The sequence below is a fragment of the Campylobacter jejuni genome (assembly GCF_001457695.1).
Classification (GTDB): Bacteria; Campylobacterota; Campylobacteria; order Campylobacterales; family Campylobacteraceae; genus Campylobacter_D; species Campylobacter_D jejuni.
The window spans coordinates 778,649-795,546 of the sequence record NZ_LN831025.1 but is presented as its reverse complement, the minus strand read 5'-3'; the positions used below and the strand labels follow the sequence as shown (position 1 = coordinate 795,546).

Sequence of the window (16,898 nt, the reverse complement as noted above, 5' to 3'; positions counted from 1 at the left end):
AATACAAATTAATTTAAAAAGATTTAAGATGAAAATAGATACTTTGACAAAAAATTTTAGCAATTATCAAACACAAATAAACAAAAACAATGATTTGGCAAGTAATGTTCATAGTGACAATGTGGTTAAAATTCAAATTTCAGATGAAGCAAGAAGCTTAAGTCAAACAAATTCAAAAAATGAAAAAGAATATGAAATCAAAGTAAGTCAAGAAAAAATAGAAAACCACAAAGACCAAAATTCCATTCAAAATAGCAAAGGTGGCGTAAATCCCGCATTAGAGGCTTTAATAGCAAAATTAGCTGAAATTTTAGCTAAAATTGCAGAACTTGCTCAAAAAATGACAAACGCTAACGAACAAATGAAAACGACATTTCAAAAACAAATTGATGTGCTAAAATCTCAAGCAGATGTAATTCAAGCTCAAATTCAAGAACTCCAAAGCCAACAAGCTTGATTATATTTTTTCAAAAGTTTAAGAATGCTATAATGATGCATTTTTAAACTTTTTCAAGGAAAAATATGACTTATCTAGAAATCGAAGGCACAAATCATCTAAGCGGAAATGTTACAATAAGCGGAGCAAAAAATGCTGCCCTACCCTTGATCGTTTCAAGCATACTTGCTAAAAATGAAGTAAAAATCAACAATGTTCCTAATGTTGCTGATATAAAAACTCTTATATCTTTGCTAGAAAATTTAGGAGCTAAGGTCAATTTTCAAAACAATAGTGCCTTATTAAACACAAACACTCTTAATCAAACCATAGCTAAATATGACATTGTGCGTAAAATGCGTGCTTCTATACTTACTCTAGGGCCTTTACTTGCTCGTTTTGGGCATTGTGAAGTATCTTTGCCTGGTGGATGTGCTATAGGACAAAGACCTATTGATTTACATCTTTTAGCCTTGGAAAAAATGGGGGCAAATATACAAATTAAACAAGGCTATGTCGTAGCTAGTGGAAATTTAAAAGGCAATGAAATTCTTTTTGATAAAATCACGGTTACAGGTAGTGAAAACATCATCATGGCAGCAGCTTTAGCTAAAGGTAAAACCAAGCTCTTAAATGTTGCAAAAGAACCCGAAGTAGTTCAACTTTGCGAAGTTTTAAAAGACGCAGGACTTGAAATCAAAGGCATAGGTACAGATGAACTTGAAATTTATGGTAGCGATGGAGAACTTTTAGAATTTAAAGAATTTAGCGTTATACCTGATAGAATTGAGGCAGGAACTTATCTTTGTGCAGGGGCTATTACAAATTCTAAAATTACTTTAGATAAAGTTAACGCCACTCATCTTAGTGCAGTTTTAGCAAAACTTCATCAAATGGGTTTTGAAACTTTGATTGCAGAAGATAGTATCACCCTACTTCCTGCTAAAGAAATTAAACCTGTAGAAATCATGACAAGTGAATATCCAGGCTTTCCAACCGATATGCAAGCACAGTTTATGGCACTAGCTTTAAAAGCTAATGGAACTAGTATTATTGATGAAAGACTATTTGAAAATCGTTTCATGCATGTAAGTGAACTTTTAAGAATGGGTGCAGATATTAAACTAAATGGTCATATTGCCACCATAGTAGGCGGAAAAGAACTTAACGCTGCTGATGTCATGGCTACAGATTTGCGTGCTTCTTCAGCCCTTATCTTAGCAGCTCTTGCAGCTAAAGGCACAAGCAAAGTCCATAGAATTTACCATCTTGATAGGGGTTATGAAAATTTAGAAGAAAAATTTAAAGATTTGGGTGTGAAAATCACAAGGCTTGAAGAATGAAAAATATCTTTGAAACCTTAAAAGACTTAGAAAATCAAATTTCATGTTTAGATGAAAGTGAGCTTATTAGCCTTGAAAAAGCAAAGGATAGAATTTTAGCTAAAGATTTATACGCTAGAAAAAATCTACCTAGTTTTGACAATGCTGCTCTTGATGGCTATGCTTTTAATTATACTGATATCAATGAGGCTTTGGAGATTAAAGGGACTATTTTTGCAGGAGATAAAAATTTTTATACAGTTGCTAAGAATGAATGCTATAAAATCATGACAGGGGCTAAAATGCCCAAAAATGCTGATACTATCTTAATGTTAGAAGATGAGTATATAGAAGAAAATAAACTCATCATTAAAAAAGCCCCTAAACAATACAATGCCTATCGCTATAAAGGCGAAGAATTAAAAAAAGGTGAAATTTTACTTCAAAAAGGCACCAAACTTAATGATAAACATATCGCCCTGCTTGCTTCTCAAGGCCTTTATAAAATAGAAGTCATAAGAAAAATTCGCATAGGTATTTTTTCAAGTGGAAATGAGCTAAAAGAACCTTGGCAAGAATGCGATGAAGAAAGTATTTATAATGCCAATGCTTTGCCTTTACTAACCATGCTTCAAAATGTTTCTTATTTAGGTATTATCAAAGATAATTTTAAAAGCACTAAAGAGGCTTTAGAAAATACAAATTTTGATCTTTTAATCACTTCAGGAGGTGCAAGCGTTGGCGAGGCTGATTTTATGGAAAAAGCTTTAGATGAATTAGGCTTTACTCCGCTTTTTAAAGGACTAAAAGCACGCCCTGCAAGACCTACTAAGCTTTATAGAAAAGGTGAAAATTTCGTATTGATTTTACCAGGAAATCCTATGGCAGCTTATCTTTCTTGTTTTATTTTTGCTAAAAAAATTATTGCTTTATTAAGTGGAAACCTAGACAATCCTTTAAAATTTCATGCTACAATGGGTATGGATTTAAAGCTTAAAAGTGGAAGAAACAATCTCATTTTAGGAAATTTAGAAAAAGATATTTTTACACCATTTAATGAAAATAAATTTGGATCTGGTATGATACTTCCACTTATTAAAAGTGAGTTTTTACTTATAAGTGAAGAAAATACAGGTGAATTAAAAAAAGGTGATGAAATCACGCTTTTAAAAATATAATGTTTGTGTTTTTCACAAACATTAGCTTAATTTATCCTCATCATCATGATCATGGATATATTGTTCATCATTTTCCAAGGTGTCAACAAAACGCCCTATCCTTTCCCAGCGAACATTTTTATCTTTATCCCAAGAGAAATATACAAACCAAGGTTTACCTACTATCAACCTATAAGGAACAGAACCCCAAAAACGACTATCATAAGAATAATCACGATTATCACCCATCATGAAATACTCATTTTCAGGCACATCAAAAACATAAGCATTTCCGCCGCTAAAACCTATATGATTTCCAAGTTCTTTAATATAAGTTGGAGACATGGCAAAATCACCTATGCTAAGAAAGCGTAAAATATCACTTTCTATATCTTTTTTTGGATCATAATGAATACCTTTTTGTTTATAAGGTTCTTTTACATAAATTTGCCCTCCAAGAGTAACAAGATCATTCGGATAATGTTCTCTCATAAAATCATCACTCTCATGCATTCTTACATAAAGTGTTTTATTTGCATAAACTATCCTATCTCCTCCTGTGCCTACACAACGCTTTACAAAGTGTTCTTTTTCATTTCTAGGATTTCTAAAAACGACTATATCTCCTCTTTGTGGCCCTTGTGCTTTTATCAAATGCCCATCTTTATTGAAATCTGGCAAAACAGGAATTTCCAGCCAAGGAATATGAGGAGTTGGGATACCATAACTAAATTTTTTAACAAATAAAAAATCCCCCACCAACAAGGTGTTTTTCATAGAACCAGAAGGAATAACAAAAGCTTGTATAAAGAAAAAAATCACCAAAAGAACAATAACTACAGTTCCAGTCCAAGACTGTGAAAATTTATATAATTTCTTTAAAATTTCCATAGATTTTCCCTAATTAAGTCTATTTTTAGCAGATTTAACTGTGTTTTCTAAAAGCATGGCTATAGTCATAGGACCTACTCCACCTGGAACAGGAGTTATATAACTAGATTTTTTAGATACCTCTTCAAAATCCACGTCTCCAACTATCTTTCCACTTTCAAGACGATTAATTCCAACATCAACAACAATCACTCCTTCTTTTACCATATCCGATCGAAGTAAATTCACACAACCTGCTGCTACTATAATCAAATCAGCTTGCCTAGTATAAAGGCTCAAATCTTTGGTTTTAATATGACAAACGCTTACTGTAGCTCCAGCGTTTAAAAGCATAGTAGCCATAGGACGACCTACTATATTTGAAGCACCTATAATAACAGCGTCTTTTCCTTCTAAATCAATTTCATAAGCCTTCAAAAGCTTCATAACTCCAAGTGGAGTACAAGGCAAAAACCCGCTTTCTAAGCCTAAATTTAAATATCCTACATTAATAGGATGAAAACCATCAACATCTTTACTACTTATAATACTTTCAAGTATTAAATCTTTACAAATATGATCAGGTAAGGGAAGCTGAACCAAAATTCCATGAACACTATCATCGTGATTTAAGGTATTAATCAATGCCAAAAGTTCATTTTGTGTAGTATTTTCATTAAGATGATACACTAAAGATTTAATTCCACATTCTTCACAGGCTTTAGCCTTAGATTTTACATAAGTTTGACTTGCAGGATTATCTCCAACCAAGATAACAGCTAAACAGCTTTCAATCCCTTTGCTTTTCAAAAATTGATTTTTTTCTTTTAATTCTTCTTTGATTTTTGCGCTTAAAGCTTTACCATCAAGCAAAGTCATTATTTTCCTTCTATAAATTTAATCACTTTTTTAAAGTAAAAATTGTATCATATTAAAACTTCATTAACAAGGTGAAACTTTGAAAATTGTTTTAATGTTTTTTTTATTTAGTATCAGTTTTTTTGGTGCTGATTTTATCACTCTTAAAGAATACTCTAAAATGCTTTATGAAAATCCAAGGGGCATTAGTTGTAAAGAATGTCATGGAGCAGATGGAAGCGAACAAATTTTAGGATATTATATGAAAAATGGTATTAAAACAGCTTATAAAGTTCCAAGTATACAAAATCTTAGTTTTGAGAATTTTAAAAATTCTCTTAATCAGAGTAAAGACGCAAAATCAATCATGCCAAATTACTCTTTAACAAATGATGAAATTGTAACTTTATATAATTACATCAAGCAATTTAGCAAGGAAGAAAAATGACAAACAAAAAAGCTTTTAAAGAAGCGTGTAAATTCATCGCAGGTGGTGTAAATTCTCCAGTTCGTGCTTTTGCAAATGTTCAAAGTGAGCCAAAATTTATTTCTCATGGAAAAGGTGCTTATATTTTCGATATAGATGGAAATTCTTATATAGACTATGTTCAAAGCTGGGGGCCTTTACTTTTTGGACATTGTGATAAAGATATACAAAAAGCTTGTCAAAAAGCACTTCATAAAGGTTCAAGTTTTGGAGCTCCAACTTTATTAGAAACTGAACTTGCCAAGCTTGTTTTATCTGATTTTCCTCATTTAGAAAAGATCCGCTTTGTAAGCAGTGGAACAGAAGCAACCATGAGTGCTATTCGTCTTGCCCGTGGTTTTACTAAAAAAGATAAAATTTTAAAATTTGAAGGATGTTATCACGGGCATTCTGATTCATTATTAGTGGGTGCAGGAAGTGGTGCTGCTACTTTTAACTCTCCTAGTTCTTTGGGTGTTTTAGAAGATGTAGCTAAACACACTTTAGTAGCTAAATATAATGATATAAATAGCGTTAAAGAGCTTTTTGAAAAAAATAAAGATATTGCATGTGTTATCATTGAGCCTATTGCTGGAAATATGGGGTTAGTTCCAGCTAAACAAGATTTTTTAGAAGAACTTGCTAAGATCTGTAAAAACAATCAAACTCTGCTGATTTTTGATGAAGTAATGAGTGGATATAGAGCATCTTACCTTGGTTCCTATGGAATCAATCATATCCAAGCAGATATAATTACTTTTGGTAAGGTAATAGGAGGCGGTCTACCTGCAGCAGCATTTGCTTCTAGAGCTGAAATTATGGATATTTTAAGTCCTTTGGGTGGAGTTTATCAAGCAGGAACTTTAAGTGGAAATCCTTTAGCAATGGCTGCAGGTATAGCAAGCCTTACAAAAGCCAAAAAGAAAACCAAGCTTTATGACAAACTTGGAAAATTAGCAAAAAAACTTACCCAAGGAATGAAAAAATTAGCAGATGAAAAAGGACTTCCACTGCAAGTTTGTCATGTAGGTTCTATGTTTGGATACTTTTTCACCAAAGATCCTGTATCAAACTACCAAGATGCATTAAAATCCGATCTAGCATTATTTTCAAAATTTCACAAAAATATGCTTGAAAATGGAATTTATTTAGCACCTTCTCAATTTGAAACAAGCTTTATATGTTCAAAAATGGATGATAAAATTATAGATACAACACTAGAGGCTGTTAGGGAAAGCTTTAAAAGAATATGAGCAATATTTTAAAAGAAGAAAAAAATCACTTAGAAAATTCCAACAGTAAAAGACAAAAAATCATTCGCAAAACTCTTGAAGCTGCGGATGGTTTAAGTCTTGGCATCTCTATGGTTGTTGCTGTATTTATAGGTGTGGGAATAGGATATTTACTTAAAAAATTTACTCCTTATCCTTGGCTTTTTTGGCTTGGAGTTTTTTGGGGGATCAGTGCTGCTATACTTAATGTTTACAAAGCTTATAAAGTTCAAGTAAAAAGCTATGAAGAATTTAAAGAAAGAGATGAGTTGATCAAAGAAAAAATTCAAAAAGAAAAGAACAAATAATGGAACATAAAAAAGCTCTATTTTGTATTTTTGCCATTATTCATTTATTTTTTTGGATCATATTTTCATCGTTAAATCATTTTAAATTAGATACATTTTTAAGCTATGAAATAGCTTTTTTTAGTGTTTTATTGATTATTTTTGCTTCTTATTTAAATTATAAAAAAGTCATTATAAAAAAATCAAAAAATTATGAAAAAGATTTTAATTTCATTTCATCGCTTTTTGTCAAAAAAAAACAAAATTTATCAAAAATTATTCATTTTAAAGTTCTAAAAGACGATTTAAAGCCAAATGTTAAAGAGAAAATCCATTTTTTTGCTATGTTTTTTACTCTCTTTAAATTGATGGCTTATGTAATATTGGTTGCTGGATTTTTATTTTTACATCGCCAAGATAGATTAGATATCTTTGCTTATATTTGTGGAATTTCATCCTTGCTAGTTTGTGTGTTTATTTTTATTTTATATATAAAAAAGTATGAGTCCAAAAAAAATTATTAAATCAATGACAGCACTTTTTGCTGGTATGGCATTTTTATTTGCAGGTAATGCCTTGATAGTAAGCTCTATAGGTGTTATATTAAAAGAAAACGGAGAAAGTTCTTTAGCTGTTGGAGTGGTAAGTTCTTGTTTTTTTATAGGCGCTCTTGTTGGAACCATCAGTGCTCATAAAATTATTTCTCGTATAGGTCATATACGCTCTTTTGGGCTATTTGGTGCTATTTTTGGAATTTCAGCTATGCTTCATACAGTAAGCGAAAATCTTATTTTTTGGGCTATTTTAAGATTTTTCATAGGGATTTGCTACTATGGACTTTTAATGGTCATAGAATCATGGCTTAATGAAAAAAGCAAAAATGCCATTCGATCTAGAATTTTAGGTTTTTATGAAATTGTTTTTTATCTTGCGTTTGGTATTGGAGTTTTAATCATAGCGTTAAATTTAAGCAAACATAGTGTATTTATTCTCAGTGCAACTTTAATTTTACTTTCATCTTTACCTTTAAATCTAATTAAAATCAAAGAACCTGTTTTACCCGCATCAAGTCCTATTTCTATACCTAAAATTTTTGATATAGCTCCTTTAGCTATCGTCACAAGCTTTATAGCCGGAATGCTTATAAATGGCTTTTTTTCTATGGCATCTTTATTTATACTTTTGCAAGGTTTTGATACAAAAGCGGTTTCTTATTTTATATTTTGTGGGGTTTTAGGTGGTTTTATTGCACAAACCATCATAGGAACTATTTCAGATAAACTTGGTCGCAAATTTGCCATTATCACTTGCGCAAGCATAGGATTTGTCACTATGCTTATATTTATCTTTTTTAAACTTCACTTGTATATGCAATATTTTTTAGGAATTACTCTTGGTATAGGAATATTTTGTTTATATGCTTTAGCACTTGCTAGAGCAAATGATGTTTTAGTAAGCAAAAATAAAGGCGTAGAGTTAGGTCGTGGAGTTCTTTTTTGCTATTCTTTGGGCTCTTTGTTTGGCCCTTTAATTTTAGGTTTTTTAATGCAATATTTTGAAATCAAGGGTTTTATATGGTTTTATATAGTTTCTTTAGCATTTTTAATTCTTTTTGCTATCAATAAACCAAATATTTTAAATAAAAAATTTAAGAAAAAGCCTGGAAATATGGTGGTATTTGATGATTAATACTCAACTAGCAAGTCAAATTGCCAATACGCAAAAAAATGATTTAAAAGTAGATAACTCTGCTTCAAAAGATAAAACAAATTTAAAAGACAATCCAAAAGAAGCACTTGCACAAGCTTTAAAGCAAAATTTAGGTTTAAGCAAGGACGCTAGTAGTGAGGAAATACTAGCAAAATTTGTTCAAAATGAAACAGGTACCAAATTAAAAGAACTTGTTAATAAACTTTTAGATCAAATCAATGCTCAAAAAAATCCCGATTCCCCTGTACTTAAACAAGGAAAAAATTTAAATTTAGCTCCTAATTTTGCTAATGAATTAAAAATCTTAAGTACAGAACTTGCAAAAAGTGATACTTTTACACAAGTTTTAGACAGATTAAATCAAATTTTAAAACCTGCCAGTGAAATAAAAAACAATAACTTAGCTCCTTTGTTTAAAAATTCAGGCGTATTTTTAGAAGCTAAATTAAAAGATGCCCTAAACGAAGAATTACTACCCAAAAGTTTTCACTCTCTTTTAAGTACAATCAAAGGTCTTAGTAGCGAAAAACTAAGCGTTCAGATAGCCCAGCTTGCAAATACAAATTTAAGCCCAAAAGACACTTTAAAAGAATTAAAAAATATTATTAATTCTAGCAAAAATGAAAATAAGCAAATTTTAAATCAAAGTTCTTTTAAAGCACTTTTAAATTTAAGTTCTAAATTGGAAAATTTTAAAAATTATATAAGTAAAAATCCCAGTTATGCTCAAGAAAAAATCACCCCTATAGCTAATAAAATTTTAAAAGAATTAAATTCCATCAAAAATGATTTTTTCAAAGCTCTTAATAAGCCAGAAAATTTAATGATAAAAGATCCAAACATCCTTAAACAAACTGCTACCGCCTTTGAAAAACTTGAAAATACTTTAAAAAATATACTAGGCAATCAAGCTTCTAAAATACAAGATAAAGAAAATATTTTAGAAAATCTTTTAAGTAACAAAGAAAATATGAAAGAAGAAAAACTTAATCATAACACAAAAAACCAAGATGAAGAAAAACATATAAAAGCATCAAAAGAAGAAACTCTCACAGATGATACTAAAACCGATATTAAGCAAAATGTAAAAAACGAAGAAAATTTACCTAAAAAAGAAGTTAATGCAAATTTAGATTCTAGCACAAAAACTCACGAAGAAAATATCAAAGAAAATCCAAAATTTTATGAAACAAAAACAGAAAGCAAAACTTCAATCAATACAAATACTAACACAAACAACACGCAAAATTTAAATAATTCTCAAAATATTCAATCTAACAATAACCAAACTATGCAAAATATTTTTAAAAATCAGGAATTTATAAAACAAAATATTGTAAAAAATTTAGCATTTAATGTAGAAAATTTAGATCTAGAACAAGTGCAAGATTTAAGTAAAAATTTAAGCAATCTTTCTCGTAGACTTAATGAAAGCTTAAAAGAACTTGAACCCTATACTCAAAATGCCAAGCTTAATCAAGCAGAACTTAAAAATCTCGAACACAAACTCAATCTTTCTACCAAAGATCTAGTGCAAATTAAACCAAAAACAGAACAAGATATAGCTGAATCTTTACATCATGATGTAAAATCAACACTTTTGCAAATTTCAAATTTGGCTAAAAATGAAGGCAATGAAGCTGTATATAATCAAGCTAATCGTCTTTTAGCGCAAATTGAAATCAATCAGCTTATGTCTTTAGCTAATGATTCTATCAATACTTATCTGCCTTTTTCTTGGGATGATTTAAATGATTCTAAAATTATGTTTAGACGCGGAAAAAAGGATAAATTTTTTGCTCAGATTAAACTCGAATTTGCAAAACTTGGGGATTTGGAAATTCTTATTTCTTTAAATAATGAAAAATATATAGATATTAATATTATGGCAGAAAATATTGAATTTAGAAAAACCATCTATGAAAATGCCCATGAGCTTAAAAGAAATATCAATAAAGCAGGACTTTTAAGTGCAAATTTCTTTGTAGGTGATATCATAAGAAGTAAATTTGATACTAGAAATATGAAAAATTTAGATCTTGAAATGGGTATGGATAAAAAAGTATGAGCAAAATCAAAAGATCGATTAAAAAAGCCGTAGCCCTAGGCTATCAAAAAGAAAAAAACTCTGCACCAAAAGTGCTTGCAAGTGGCAAAGGCGAAAGTGCTGCTAAAATTATTTCTTTAGCCAAGGAACACGGAGTTCCCATTAAAGAAGATGAAGATTTAATAGAAATTTTAAGCAAGCTTGACTTAGGTGATGAAATTCCACCTAATATGTATAAAGCTGTAGCTGAAGTTTTTGCCTTTATCTATCAAATGGCAAATAAAACTCCTAAAAACTAATCCGCTATTTTTTCTCCAAATTTAATACCCTGCCCTGCTTTTAAATTAAAATTTAAAATCCCTTTTTGAGAGATTAAAACTATAGTAGAACCCAGTTCAAAATTTCCTAGTTCTTCGCCTTTTTTTAGATTTAAATTTTCATATTTTCTAGTAAAATTATGAGAAATTTTAGTATTGGTTTGTATGCTTATATCAAAATTAAAACGCATTTTTCCTACATTTTGCGCTCCTACAAAAACAAGCCAAAAAATACCTTTTTCATTTTGACATTTTAAACTCACTCTTTCATTTTTTACATACAAATTACTAATGCGTTCTAAATGCTTTTCATTTACACTATAAAGGGCACCACTTGTGTAAGTTGCACTTAAAATTTGCATATCACAAGGGCTGTGATAACGATGATAATCTTTTGGAGAAAGATAGATATTGACATAATCAAGCCCATTTTTAAGCTCATCTTTTTCAAAGCTATCTTTTAAAAGCTCCTCAATGCTATAAGTATGTCCTTTTATAGAAAAAGCAAAATGTTCTTCATTTGCCAAAAAAGTACTTCCACACTCTAAAATTTTACCATCACTTGGACTGATAAAACCTTCTTCAAATTTTCTTGGAATTTGCAAAGTTCTTGTAAAAAGAGCATTTAAACTCTCATATTCACAAGGAGCTTTAAACTCACTCATATTGATATTAAAATACTTAACATAATTTTCATTAATAACTTTTTGTATCATTTTAGGAAATTTAATCCCCGCTACAAAACCAAAAAGTCTCGAACTTTCTTTTGAAAAACTCATTTTTTTCCTTTTAAATTTAAAATCACTATTTCACTCGGAGCAAAAACTCTAAGACTTGGCCCCCAAAATCCTGCTCCACTACTCACATAAAGCTTAGTTTTTTCTCCTAAATCATAAAGCCCATGAACAAAACCTTGCTGAAGTTTAACTAAAAACATAAAAGGGAAAATTTGCCCTCCATGTGTATGCCCACTTAAAACAAGATCAAAATCACTTAAATCATAAAGCAAAGCTGTTTTAGGTTGATGTGTGAGTAAAATACTAGCTTTACTTGTATTTAAATCCACTTTTATTCTTGCTAAATCAGGAGCATATAAACCCCTATCAAGTCCGGCTAAATCTCCAAGTCCAGCAATATTTATAAAACCCAAATCTAAATTTTGATTGACTAAAATTTTCATATTAGTATGTTTTCTAAGTAAATCCAAAACTTCATTGATACCATGATAATACTCATGATTTCCCAAAGCATAAAAAGTTCCGTAAGTGGAGTTAAAATCATTAAGTTTTGAGATGTAATTTTTTAAATCTTTAGGATTAGTATCAATCAGATCTCCTACTATTACAACTATATCAGGACTTTGCAAATTCACTTTAGTGATGAGCTTATCTAAAAAATTTTCATGCAAATTTTTACCCAAATGTATATCGGTAAGCATGGCAATTTTTAGATCTTGTTTAAGATTTGGTATTTCAACATCAACACTCTTTACTTCAGGTATTTTTAGAGCATTATTTATACTTATATAAATTAAAAACACACTTAAAACTATAAGAGAAAGCTCAAAAATCAAACGCAAAATAAGATTATATTTTTTATCTCTTTTACCCATAAGAGCTAAAATCAATTTAATAAAATCCCAAGCTAAAGTCATAAAAAACAAACAATAAGTCGGCGCATAAAGCATGGCTAAAATTTCATACCAAGTATCACTTAAATATTCATCTCTACGAAATATTAAAAACACAGCTTGAGCTAAAAAAAGCACAATAAAAATAAAGGAAAAAATTTTATAAAAATACTTAAAAAGAGTAATTTTCTTGATTAATCTTTTATAAATATAAACATTTGCTAAGCCAAAAATCAATAATACAATGAAAGAAAAAATTAAAAATATCATAAAAGTATTATAACCAAGTAAAATTAAATATCCGTATAAATTTTTCTGTTATAATAAGCTTTTAAATAATTTTAAAGGCTATAAAATGTACCGTTTTGCACCTTCTCCCACAGGTGATATGCACATAGGAAATTTACGCGCAGCAATTTTTAATTATATCTGTGCAAGACAAAAAAATATGGATTTTATTTTACGTATTGAAGATACTGATAAAGCTAGAAATATAGCAGGAAAAGAAGAAGAAATCAAAGAAATTTTAAATCTTTTTGGTATTTCATGGCAGCATTACTATATACAAAGTGAAAATTTAAAATTCCATCGCCAAATGGCTTTAAAACTTGTAAGCGAAAAAAAAGCTTTTGCTTGTTTTTGCACCGAAGAAGAACTTGAAGCAAAAAAAGAGTTAGCTAAAAAACAAGGTAAAGCTTATCGCTACGATGGCACTTGTGAAAAACTAGCCGATATTGATGTTTTAGAATGTGAAAAACCCTTTGTTATCCGTCTTAAAAAACCTACTCATACTATGAAATTTACTGATTTTATCAAAGGCGAGCTTAGTTTTGAACCTGAAAACATAGACTCTTTTGTAATTATGAGAACAGATAAAACTCCAACTTATAATTTTGCTTGTGCGGTTGATGATATGCTTGAAAATGTCACTTGTATTATACGCGGAGAAGATCATGTTTCAAACACTCCAAAACAAGAACATATCCGCGCAAGCTTAGGTTATAATAAAGCCATGACTTATGCACACTTACCTATCATTTTAAACGAAGAAGGTGTTAAAATGAGTAAAAGAGAAGCACATTCTTCTGTAAAATGGCTACTTGAAAGTGGAATTTTACCTAGCGCAATCGCAAATTATCTGATCATGCTAGGCAATAAAACTCCTTGTGAAATTTTTACCTTAGAAGAGGCTATAAAATGGTTTGATATTTCTAAAGTTTCAAAAGCTCCCGCAAGATTTGATCTTAAAAAACTCTTACAAATCAATCGTGAACATATCAAAATGATCAAAGATGATGAGCTTAATAAAATTTTAGATTTAAACAAAGATCTTGCACAACTTGCTAAATTTTACACTCAAGAAGCAAGCACCATAAAAGAACTTAAAGAAAAAATGCGAGCTATTTTCAACACAAAAGACTTTGGAGAGTTTGAAACAGAATGTAAAATTTTAAAAGAACTCTTAAAAGATATTGAACTTTTTGAAAACTATGAAGATTTTAAAAATGAACTTTTAAGCAAAAGCGACTTAAAAGGTAAAAAATTTTTCATGCCTTTAAGGATAATTTTAACAGGAAATATCCACGGACCTGAGCTTAGTGATCTTTATCCTTATATTAAAAATTTTATTCACGAATTAGCAAGGATTTAACTATGGTTATAGACTCTTTTATTATTTCTATTTTTCAAGTACTACAAATTGTCATTAACATTTATACTTGGATTATTATCATCACAGCACTTTTAAGCTGGGTAAACCCTGATCCTTATAATCCCATAGTGCAAATTTTATATAAATTAAGTTATCCTGCTTACGCCTTAGTTAGAAAAATTCCAACACGCATTGGTAATATTGATCTTGCGCCTTTGATTATAGTCTTAGCATTGCAGTTTCTTGGCATTTTTCTTGGGAATATCTTAAGGAGTATATTGTGATAAAAAAAATACTCGTTTTTTTATTTATTTTTTCAAGTTTAAATGCTACACAATATAGCATAGAAAAACTCAAAAAGGAAGAAAATTCACTTGCTAAGGATTATTATATTTATAGGCTTTTAGAAAAAAATAAAATCAGTAAAAAAGATGCACAAGATTTAAATTCTCATATTTTTCGCTATATAGGAAAAATTAAATCCGAACTTGAAAAAATCATCCCTTTAAAGCCTTATATCAACCCAAAATATGCTAAATGCTATACCTATACAGCAAATACTATCTTAGATGCAAATTTAACTTGTCAAAGTGTGCGCTTAAATTCATTAGTTTTTATAGCGAGTTTAAATTCCAAAGACCGAACGACTTTAGCTCAAACCTTTAAAAATCAAAGACCTGATTTGACAAATTTATTGCTAGCTTTTAATACTTCTGATCCTATGAGCTATATAGTACAAAAAGAAGATATTAATGGTTTTTTTAAACTTTATAATTATTCTAAAAAATACGACTTAGATTTAAATACAAGTTTAGTCAATAAACTACCAAACCACATTGGTTTTAAAGATTTTGCACAAAATATTATTATTAAAAAAGAAAATCCAAAATTTAGACATTCTATACTAGAAATAAATCCTGAAAATGCAAGTGAAGATTCTGCTTTCTATTTAGGAGTCAATGCCTTAACTTATGATAAAACAGAGCTTGCTTATGACTTTTTTAAAAAGGCGGCACAAAGTTTTAAATCGCAAAGCAATAAAGACAATGCTACATTTTGGATGTGGTTGATTAAAAACAATGAAGAAGATTTAAAAACTTTATCGCAAAGTTCTTCTTTAAATATTTATAGTCTTTACGCAAAAGAACTTACTAACACACCTTTTCCAAAGATAGAAAGCCTTAATCCAAGCAAGAAAAAAAATAATTTTAATATGCAAGATCCTTTTGCTTGGCAAAAAATAAACAAACAAATTCGCGATGCTAACGCAAGTCAACTAGATGTCTTGGCAAAAGAATTTGACACACAAGAAACCTTGCCTATTTATGCTTACATATTAGAACGCAAAAATAATTTTAAAAAACATTATTTTATAATGCCTTATTATGACAATATAAAAGACTATAACAAAACAAGACAAGCTTTAATTTTGGCTATTGCCAGACAAGAAAGTCGTTTTATTCCAACTGCTATTTCAGTTTCTTATGCTTTAGGCATGATGCAATTTATGCCATTTTTAGCCAATCACATAGGGGAAAAAGAATTAAAAATTCCAAATTTCGATCAAGATTTTATGTTTAAACCTGAAATAGCATATTACTTTGGAAACTATCATCTAAATTACCTTGAATCACGTTTAAAATCTCCACTTTTTGTCGCTTATGCTTATAATGGCGGTATAGGATTTACTAACCGTATGCTTGCAAGAAATGATATGTTTAAGACAGGCAAATTTGAACCTTTCTTGTCTATGGAGCTAGTTCCTTATCAAGAAAGCCGAATTTACGGAAAAAAAGTTCTAGCTAATTATATTGTGTATCGACATCTTCTGAACGATAGTATAAAGATTTCGGATATTTTTGAAAATTTAATTCAAAACAAGGCAAATGATCTAAACAAATCTTAGCTACAAGCTTAGTCTCTTCCTTGACACTAGGAAGAGATACTTTAAAATAATCAGTATAGTTGTTTTGTATTATATATTTTAAATACTCATCATCTAATTTTTCAATATTGGCTTTTTTATTATTGATAAAAACTTCTAAATTTTGAATTTTTAATGTATTTGGGGTAAAAGACAAGGCCAATATATCATCTTTACTTGTCTTATCTAGAATTGGGTTTAAATAAGACATGGTTATAATGGCATTAATCTTATCTTGTGTGATTTTATATTTTTGAGTAAACATTAAAGTTTGAGATTTTAAATTTGTATCCACAATCGCCTGATCTTTTAAAGAACAAGCTCCAAGCAAAAAAGCACCTAAAATTACACTATAAATTTTCATTCTTTTTCCATATTTTTTAGTATTATTGTAGCCTTTTAACCCTATTTTTTGGTTTAAAAAGATATAATTTTACAAAAAAATTAAGAGTATATTTTATGAAACAACTTATCATGGCTTTTAGCGGACCTTCAAATTCAGGTAAAACTACACTTATTACCAAAATAGCTAATAATTTTTTGCAACAAAATTTAAAAGTTTTAATCATTAAACATGATCCTGCCGATAAAGCTCAATTTGATTTTAACGGTAAAGATAGTTTTAAATTTTTTCAAAGTGGGGCTGAAATCATGGTTTTAAGCCCTACGAGAACAACTTTTTTTTCTCATAAAAATAGAGATATTTTAAAAGCTTTAAAATTAGCACCCAATTTTGACATTTGTTTGGTTGAAGGATTAAAAACTCTTGATTTACCACGCATTAGCGTATTTTGTAAAGAAATTGATGAAAGTTATTTTACTTTTTCAAACGCTATTGCAAGCTATGAAAAAATTTCTCACCCTTATCTTACTTGGCTTGATTTAAACGATATACAAGCTATTTGCCAATACATACTTAAAAATGCTAAAAATTTACAAGGAGAATTATAAA

The 16,898-nt window shown here is 29.6% G+C and carries 19 protein-coding genes; 14 read left to right on the top strand and 5 right to left on the bottom strand.

Annotation, left to right across the window (positions count from 1 at the left end):
* Window positions 1-28 precede the first annotated feature (28 nt).
* The 3 genes from fspA2 to moeA all read left to right on the top strand — a co-directional run bounded on the left by fspA2 (window position 29) and on the right by moeA (window position 2,936).
* On the top strand, window positions 29-457 hold the full coding sequence (fspA2, locus tag AT682_RS04100) for a flagellum-secreted nonflagellar protein FspA2 (RefSeq protein WP_002882310.1): 429 nt from the start codon (window positions 29-31) through the stop codon (window positions 455-457).
* Between the two features lie 65 nt (window positions 458-522).
* Entirely contained in the window at window positions 523-1,779 is a 1,257-nt protein-coding gene (gene murA, locus AT682_RS04095) for a UDP-N-acetylglucosamine 1-carboxyvinyltransferase (RefSeq protein WP_002870028.1), read from the top strand.
* The gene (moeA, locus tag AT682_RS04090) at window positions 1,776-2,936 is read left to right on the top strand and encodes a molybdopterin molybdotransferase MoeA (protein WP_002882312.1); all 1,161 of its coding nucleotides are present in this window, start codon (window positions 1,776-1,778) and stop codon (window positions 2,934-2,936) included. Before murA ends, moeA begins: the two co-directional genes overlap by 4 nt.
* 21 nt (window positions 2,937-2,957) lie before the next feature.
* Here the strand turns inward: moeA and lepB are convergent, their stop codons facing one another.
* Both lepB and folD read right to left on the bottom strand, forming a co-directional pair.
* Window positions 2,958-3,806 (bottom strand): signal peptidase I, encoded by an 849-nt coding sequence (lepB, locus tag AT682_RS04085; protein ID WP_002882313.1) that lies wholly within the window; start codon window positions 3,804-3,806, stop codon window positions 2,958-2,960.
* 9 nt (window positions 3,807-3,815) lie between these two features.
* Window positions 3,816-4,664, bottom strand: a complete 849-nt coding sequence (gene folD / locus AT682_RS04080; RefSeq protein WP_002852542.1) for a bifunctional methylenetetrahydrofolate dehydrogenase/methenyltetrahydrofolate cyclohydrolase FolD — start codon at window positions 4,662-4,664, stop codon at window positions 3,816-3,818.
* 79 nt (window positions 4,665-4,743) lie between these two features.
* Here folD and AT682_RS04075 point away from each other — a divergent pair, with 79 nt between their 5' ends.
* Genes AT682_RS04075 through AT682_RS04045 form a run of 7 tightly spaced genes read left to right on the top strand, consistent with a single transcriptional unit; the run spans window position 4,744 to window position 10,723 of the window.
* The gene (locus AT682_RS04075) at window positions 4,744-5,091 is read left to right on the top strand and encodes a c-type cytochrome (RefSeq protein ID WP_002882314.1); all 348 of its coding nucleotides are present in this window, start codon (window positions 4,744-4,746) and stop codon (window positions 5,089-5,091) included.
* Window positions 5,088-6,362: a glutamate-1-semialdehyde 2,1-aminomutase gene (gene hemL / locus AT682_RS04070; protein ID WP_002882315.1), complete on the top strand. Its 1,275-nt coding sequence runs from the start codon at window positions 5,088-5,090 to the stop codon at window positions 6,360-6,362. Before AT682_RS04075 ends, hemL begins: the two co-directional genes overlap by 4 nt.
* Window positions 6,359-6,688 (top strand): AtpZ/AtpI family protein, encoded by a 330-nt coding sequence (locus tag AT682_RS04065; protein ID WP_002852414.1) that lies wholly within the window; start codon window positions 6,359-6,361, stop codon window positions 6,686-6,688. Before hemL ends, AT682_RS04065 begins: the two co-directional genes overlap by 4 nt.
* The gene (locus AT682_RS04060) at window positions 6,688-7,191 is read left to right on the top strand and encodes a membrane protein (protein ID WP_002882316.1); all 504 of its coding nucleotides are present in this window, start codon (window positions 6,688-6,690) and stop codon (window positions 7,189-7,191) included. The genes AT682_RS04065 and AT682_RS04060 overlap by 1 nt, the downstream gene beginning before the upstream one ends.
* Window positions 7,169-8,356, top strand: coding sequence for an MFS transporter (locus tag AT682_RS04055; RefSeq protein WP_002882317.1), 1,188 nt, complete (start codon window positions 7,169-7,171; stop codon window positions 8,354-8,356). The genes AT682_RS04060 and AT682_RS04055 overlap by 23 nt, the downstream gene beginning before the upstream one ends.
* Window positions 8,349-10,445, top strand: a complete 2,097-nt coding sequence (gene fliK / locus AT682_RS04050; RefSeq protein WP_002882319.1) for a flagellar hook-length control protein FliK — start codon at window positions 8,349-8,351, stop codon at window positions 10,443-10,445. The genes AT682_RS04055 and fliK overlap by 8 nt, the downstream gene beginning before the upstream one ends.
* Entirely contained in the window at window positions 10,442-10,723 is a 282-nt protein-coding gene (locus tag AT682_RS04045; RefSeq protein WP_002852641.1) for a FlhB-like flagellar biosynthesis protein, read from the top strand. The genes fliK and AT682_RS04045 overlap by 4 nt, the downstream gene beginning before the upstream one ends.
* On the opposite strand, the gene psd is transcribed toward AT682_RS04045, so the two are convergent.
* Together psd and AT682_RS04035 are read right to left on the bottom strand one after the other, a co-directional pair.
* A complete protein-coding gene (psd, locus tag AT682_RS04040) occupies window positions 10,720-11,520 on the bottom strand; it encodes a phosphatidylserine decarboxylase (RefSeq protein ID WP_002882320.1) in 801 nt (266 codons plus the stop codon). The genes AT682_RS04045 and psd overlap by 4 nt on opposite strands.
* Window positions 11,517-12,641 carry a metallophosphoesterase gene (locus tag AT682_RS04035; RefSeq protein ID WP_002882322.1) on the bottom strand — a complete coding sequence of 375 codons (1,125 nt, stop codon included), beginning with the start codon at window positions 12,639-12,641 and terminating at the stop codon, window positions 11,517-11,519. The genes psd and AT682_RS04035 overlap by 4 nt, the downstream gene beginning before the upstream one ends.
* An 85-nt stretch (window positions 12,642-12,726) precedes the next feature.
* Between AT682_RS04035 and gltX the strand changes: the two genes are divergently transcribed.
* Genes gltX through AT682_RS04020 form a run of 3 tightly spaced genes read left to right on the top strand, consistent with a single transcriptional unit; the run spans window position 12,727 to window position 15,928 of the window.
* Window positions 12,727-14,022 carry a glutamate--tRNA ligase gene (gene gltX / locus AT682_RS04030; protein ID WP_002856800.1) on the top strand — a complete coding sequence of 432 codons (1,296 nt, stop codon included), beginning with the start codon at window positions 12,727-12,729 and terminating at the stop codon, window positions 14,020-14,022.
* Between the two features lie 2 nt (window positions 14,023-14,024).
* Window positions 14,025-14,306: a YggT family protein gene (locus tag AT682_RS04025; RefSeq protein WP_002852501.1), complete on the top strand. Its 282-nt coding sequence runs from the start codon at window positions 14,025-14,027 to the stop codon at window positions 14,304-14,306.
* The gene (locus AT682_RS04020) at window positions 14,303-15,928 is read left to right on the top strand and encodes a lytic transglycosylase domain-containing protein (protein ID WP_002882323.1); all 1,626 of its coding nucleotides are present in this window, start codon (window positions 14,303-14,305) and stop codon (window positions 15,926-15,928) included. The genes AT682_RS04025 and AT682_RS04020 overlap by 4 nt, the downstream gene beginning before the upstream one ends.
* Here AT682_RS04020 and AT682_RS04015 read toward each other — a convergent pair.
* A complete protein-coding gene (locus AT682_RS04015; RefSeq protein WP_002882325.1) occupies window positions 15,825-16,310 on the bottom strand; it encodes a hypothetical protein in 486 nt (161 codons plus the stop codon). The two genes, AT682_RS04020 and AT682_RS04015, sit on opposite strands and share 104 nt — an antisense overlap.
* A gap of 95 nt (window positions 16,311-16,405) precedes the next feature.
* On the opposite strand from AT682_RS04015, the gene mobB reads away from it, so the two are divergent.
* Complete coding sequence (gene mobB, locus AT682_RS04010; protein ID WP_002882326.1) at window positions 16,406-16,897, top strand: molybdopterin-guanine dinucleotide biosynthesis protein B; 492 nt, start codon at window positions 16,406-16,408, stop codon at window positions 16,895-16,897.
* Window position 16,898 lies beyond the last annotated feature (1 nt).

Bases quoted from the DNA above. Each gene is read 5' to 3' on its own strand.
- fliK (WP_002882319.1), top strand. From the start codon at position 8,349: ATGATTAATACTCAACTAGCAAGTCAAATTGCCAATACGCAAAAAAAT.
- hemL (WP_002882315.1), top strand. From the start codon at position 5,088: ATGACAAACAAAAAAGCTTTTAAAGAAGCGTGTAAATTCATCGCAGGT.
- AT682_RS04015 (WP_002882325.1), bottom strand. From the start codon at position 16,310: ATGAAAATTTATAGTGTAATTTTAGGTGCTTTTTTGCTTGGAGCTTGT.
- AT682_RS04060 (WP_002882316.1), top strand. From the start codon at position 6,688: ATGGAACATAAAAAAGCTCTATTTTGTATTTTTGCCATTATTCATTTA.
- AT682_RS04045 (WP_002852641.1), top strand. From the start codon at position 10,442: ATGAGCAAAATCAAAAGATCGATTAAAAAAGCCGTAGCCCTAGGCTAT.
- murA (WP_002870028.1), top strand. From the start codon at position 523: ATGACTTATCTAGAAATCGAAGGCACAAATCATCTAAGCGGAAATGTT.
- folD (WP_002852542.1), bottom strand. From the start codon at position 4,664: ATGACTTTGCTTGATGGTAAAGCTTTAAGCGCAAAAATCAAAGAAGAA.
- psd (WP_002882320.1), bottom strand. From the start codon at position 11,520: ATGAGTTTTTCAAAAGAAAGTTCGAGACTTTTTGGTTTTGTAGCGGGG.
- mobB (WP_002882326.1), top strand. From the start codon at position 16,406: ATGAAACAACTTATCATGGCTTTTAGCGGACCTTCAAATTCAGGTAAA.
- gltX (WP_002856800.1), top strand. From the start codon at position 12,727: ATGTACCGTTTTGCACCTTCTCCCACAGGTGATATGCACATAGGAAAT.
- AT682_RS04035 (WP_002882322.1), bottom strand. From the start codon at position 12,641: ATGATATTTTTAATTTTTTCTTTCATTGTATTATTGATTTTTGGCTTA.
- AT682_RS04065 (WP_002852414.1), top strand. From the start codon at position 6,359: ATGAGCAATATTTTAAAAGAAGAAAAAAATCACTTAGAAAATTCCAAC.
- lepB (WP_002882313.1), bottom strand. From the start codon at position 3,806: ATGGAAATTTTAAAGAAATTATATAAATTTTCACAGTCTTGGACTGGA.
- AT682_RS04055 (WP_002882317.1), top strand. From the start codon at position 7,169: ATGAGTCCAAAAAAAATTATTAAATCAATGACAGCACTTTTTGCTGGT.
- fspA2 (WP_002882310.1), top strand. From the start codon at position 29: ATGAAAATAGATACTTTGACAAAAAATTTTAGCAATTATCAAACACAA.
- moeA (WP_002882312.1), top strand. From the start codon at position 1,776: ATGAAAAATATCTTTGAAACCTTAAAAGACTTAGAAAATCAAATTTCA.
- AT682_RS04025 (WP_002852501.1), top strand. From the start codon at position 14,025: ATGGTTATAGACTCTTTTATTATTTCTATTTTTCAAGTACTACAAATT.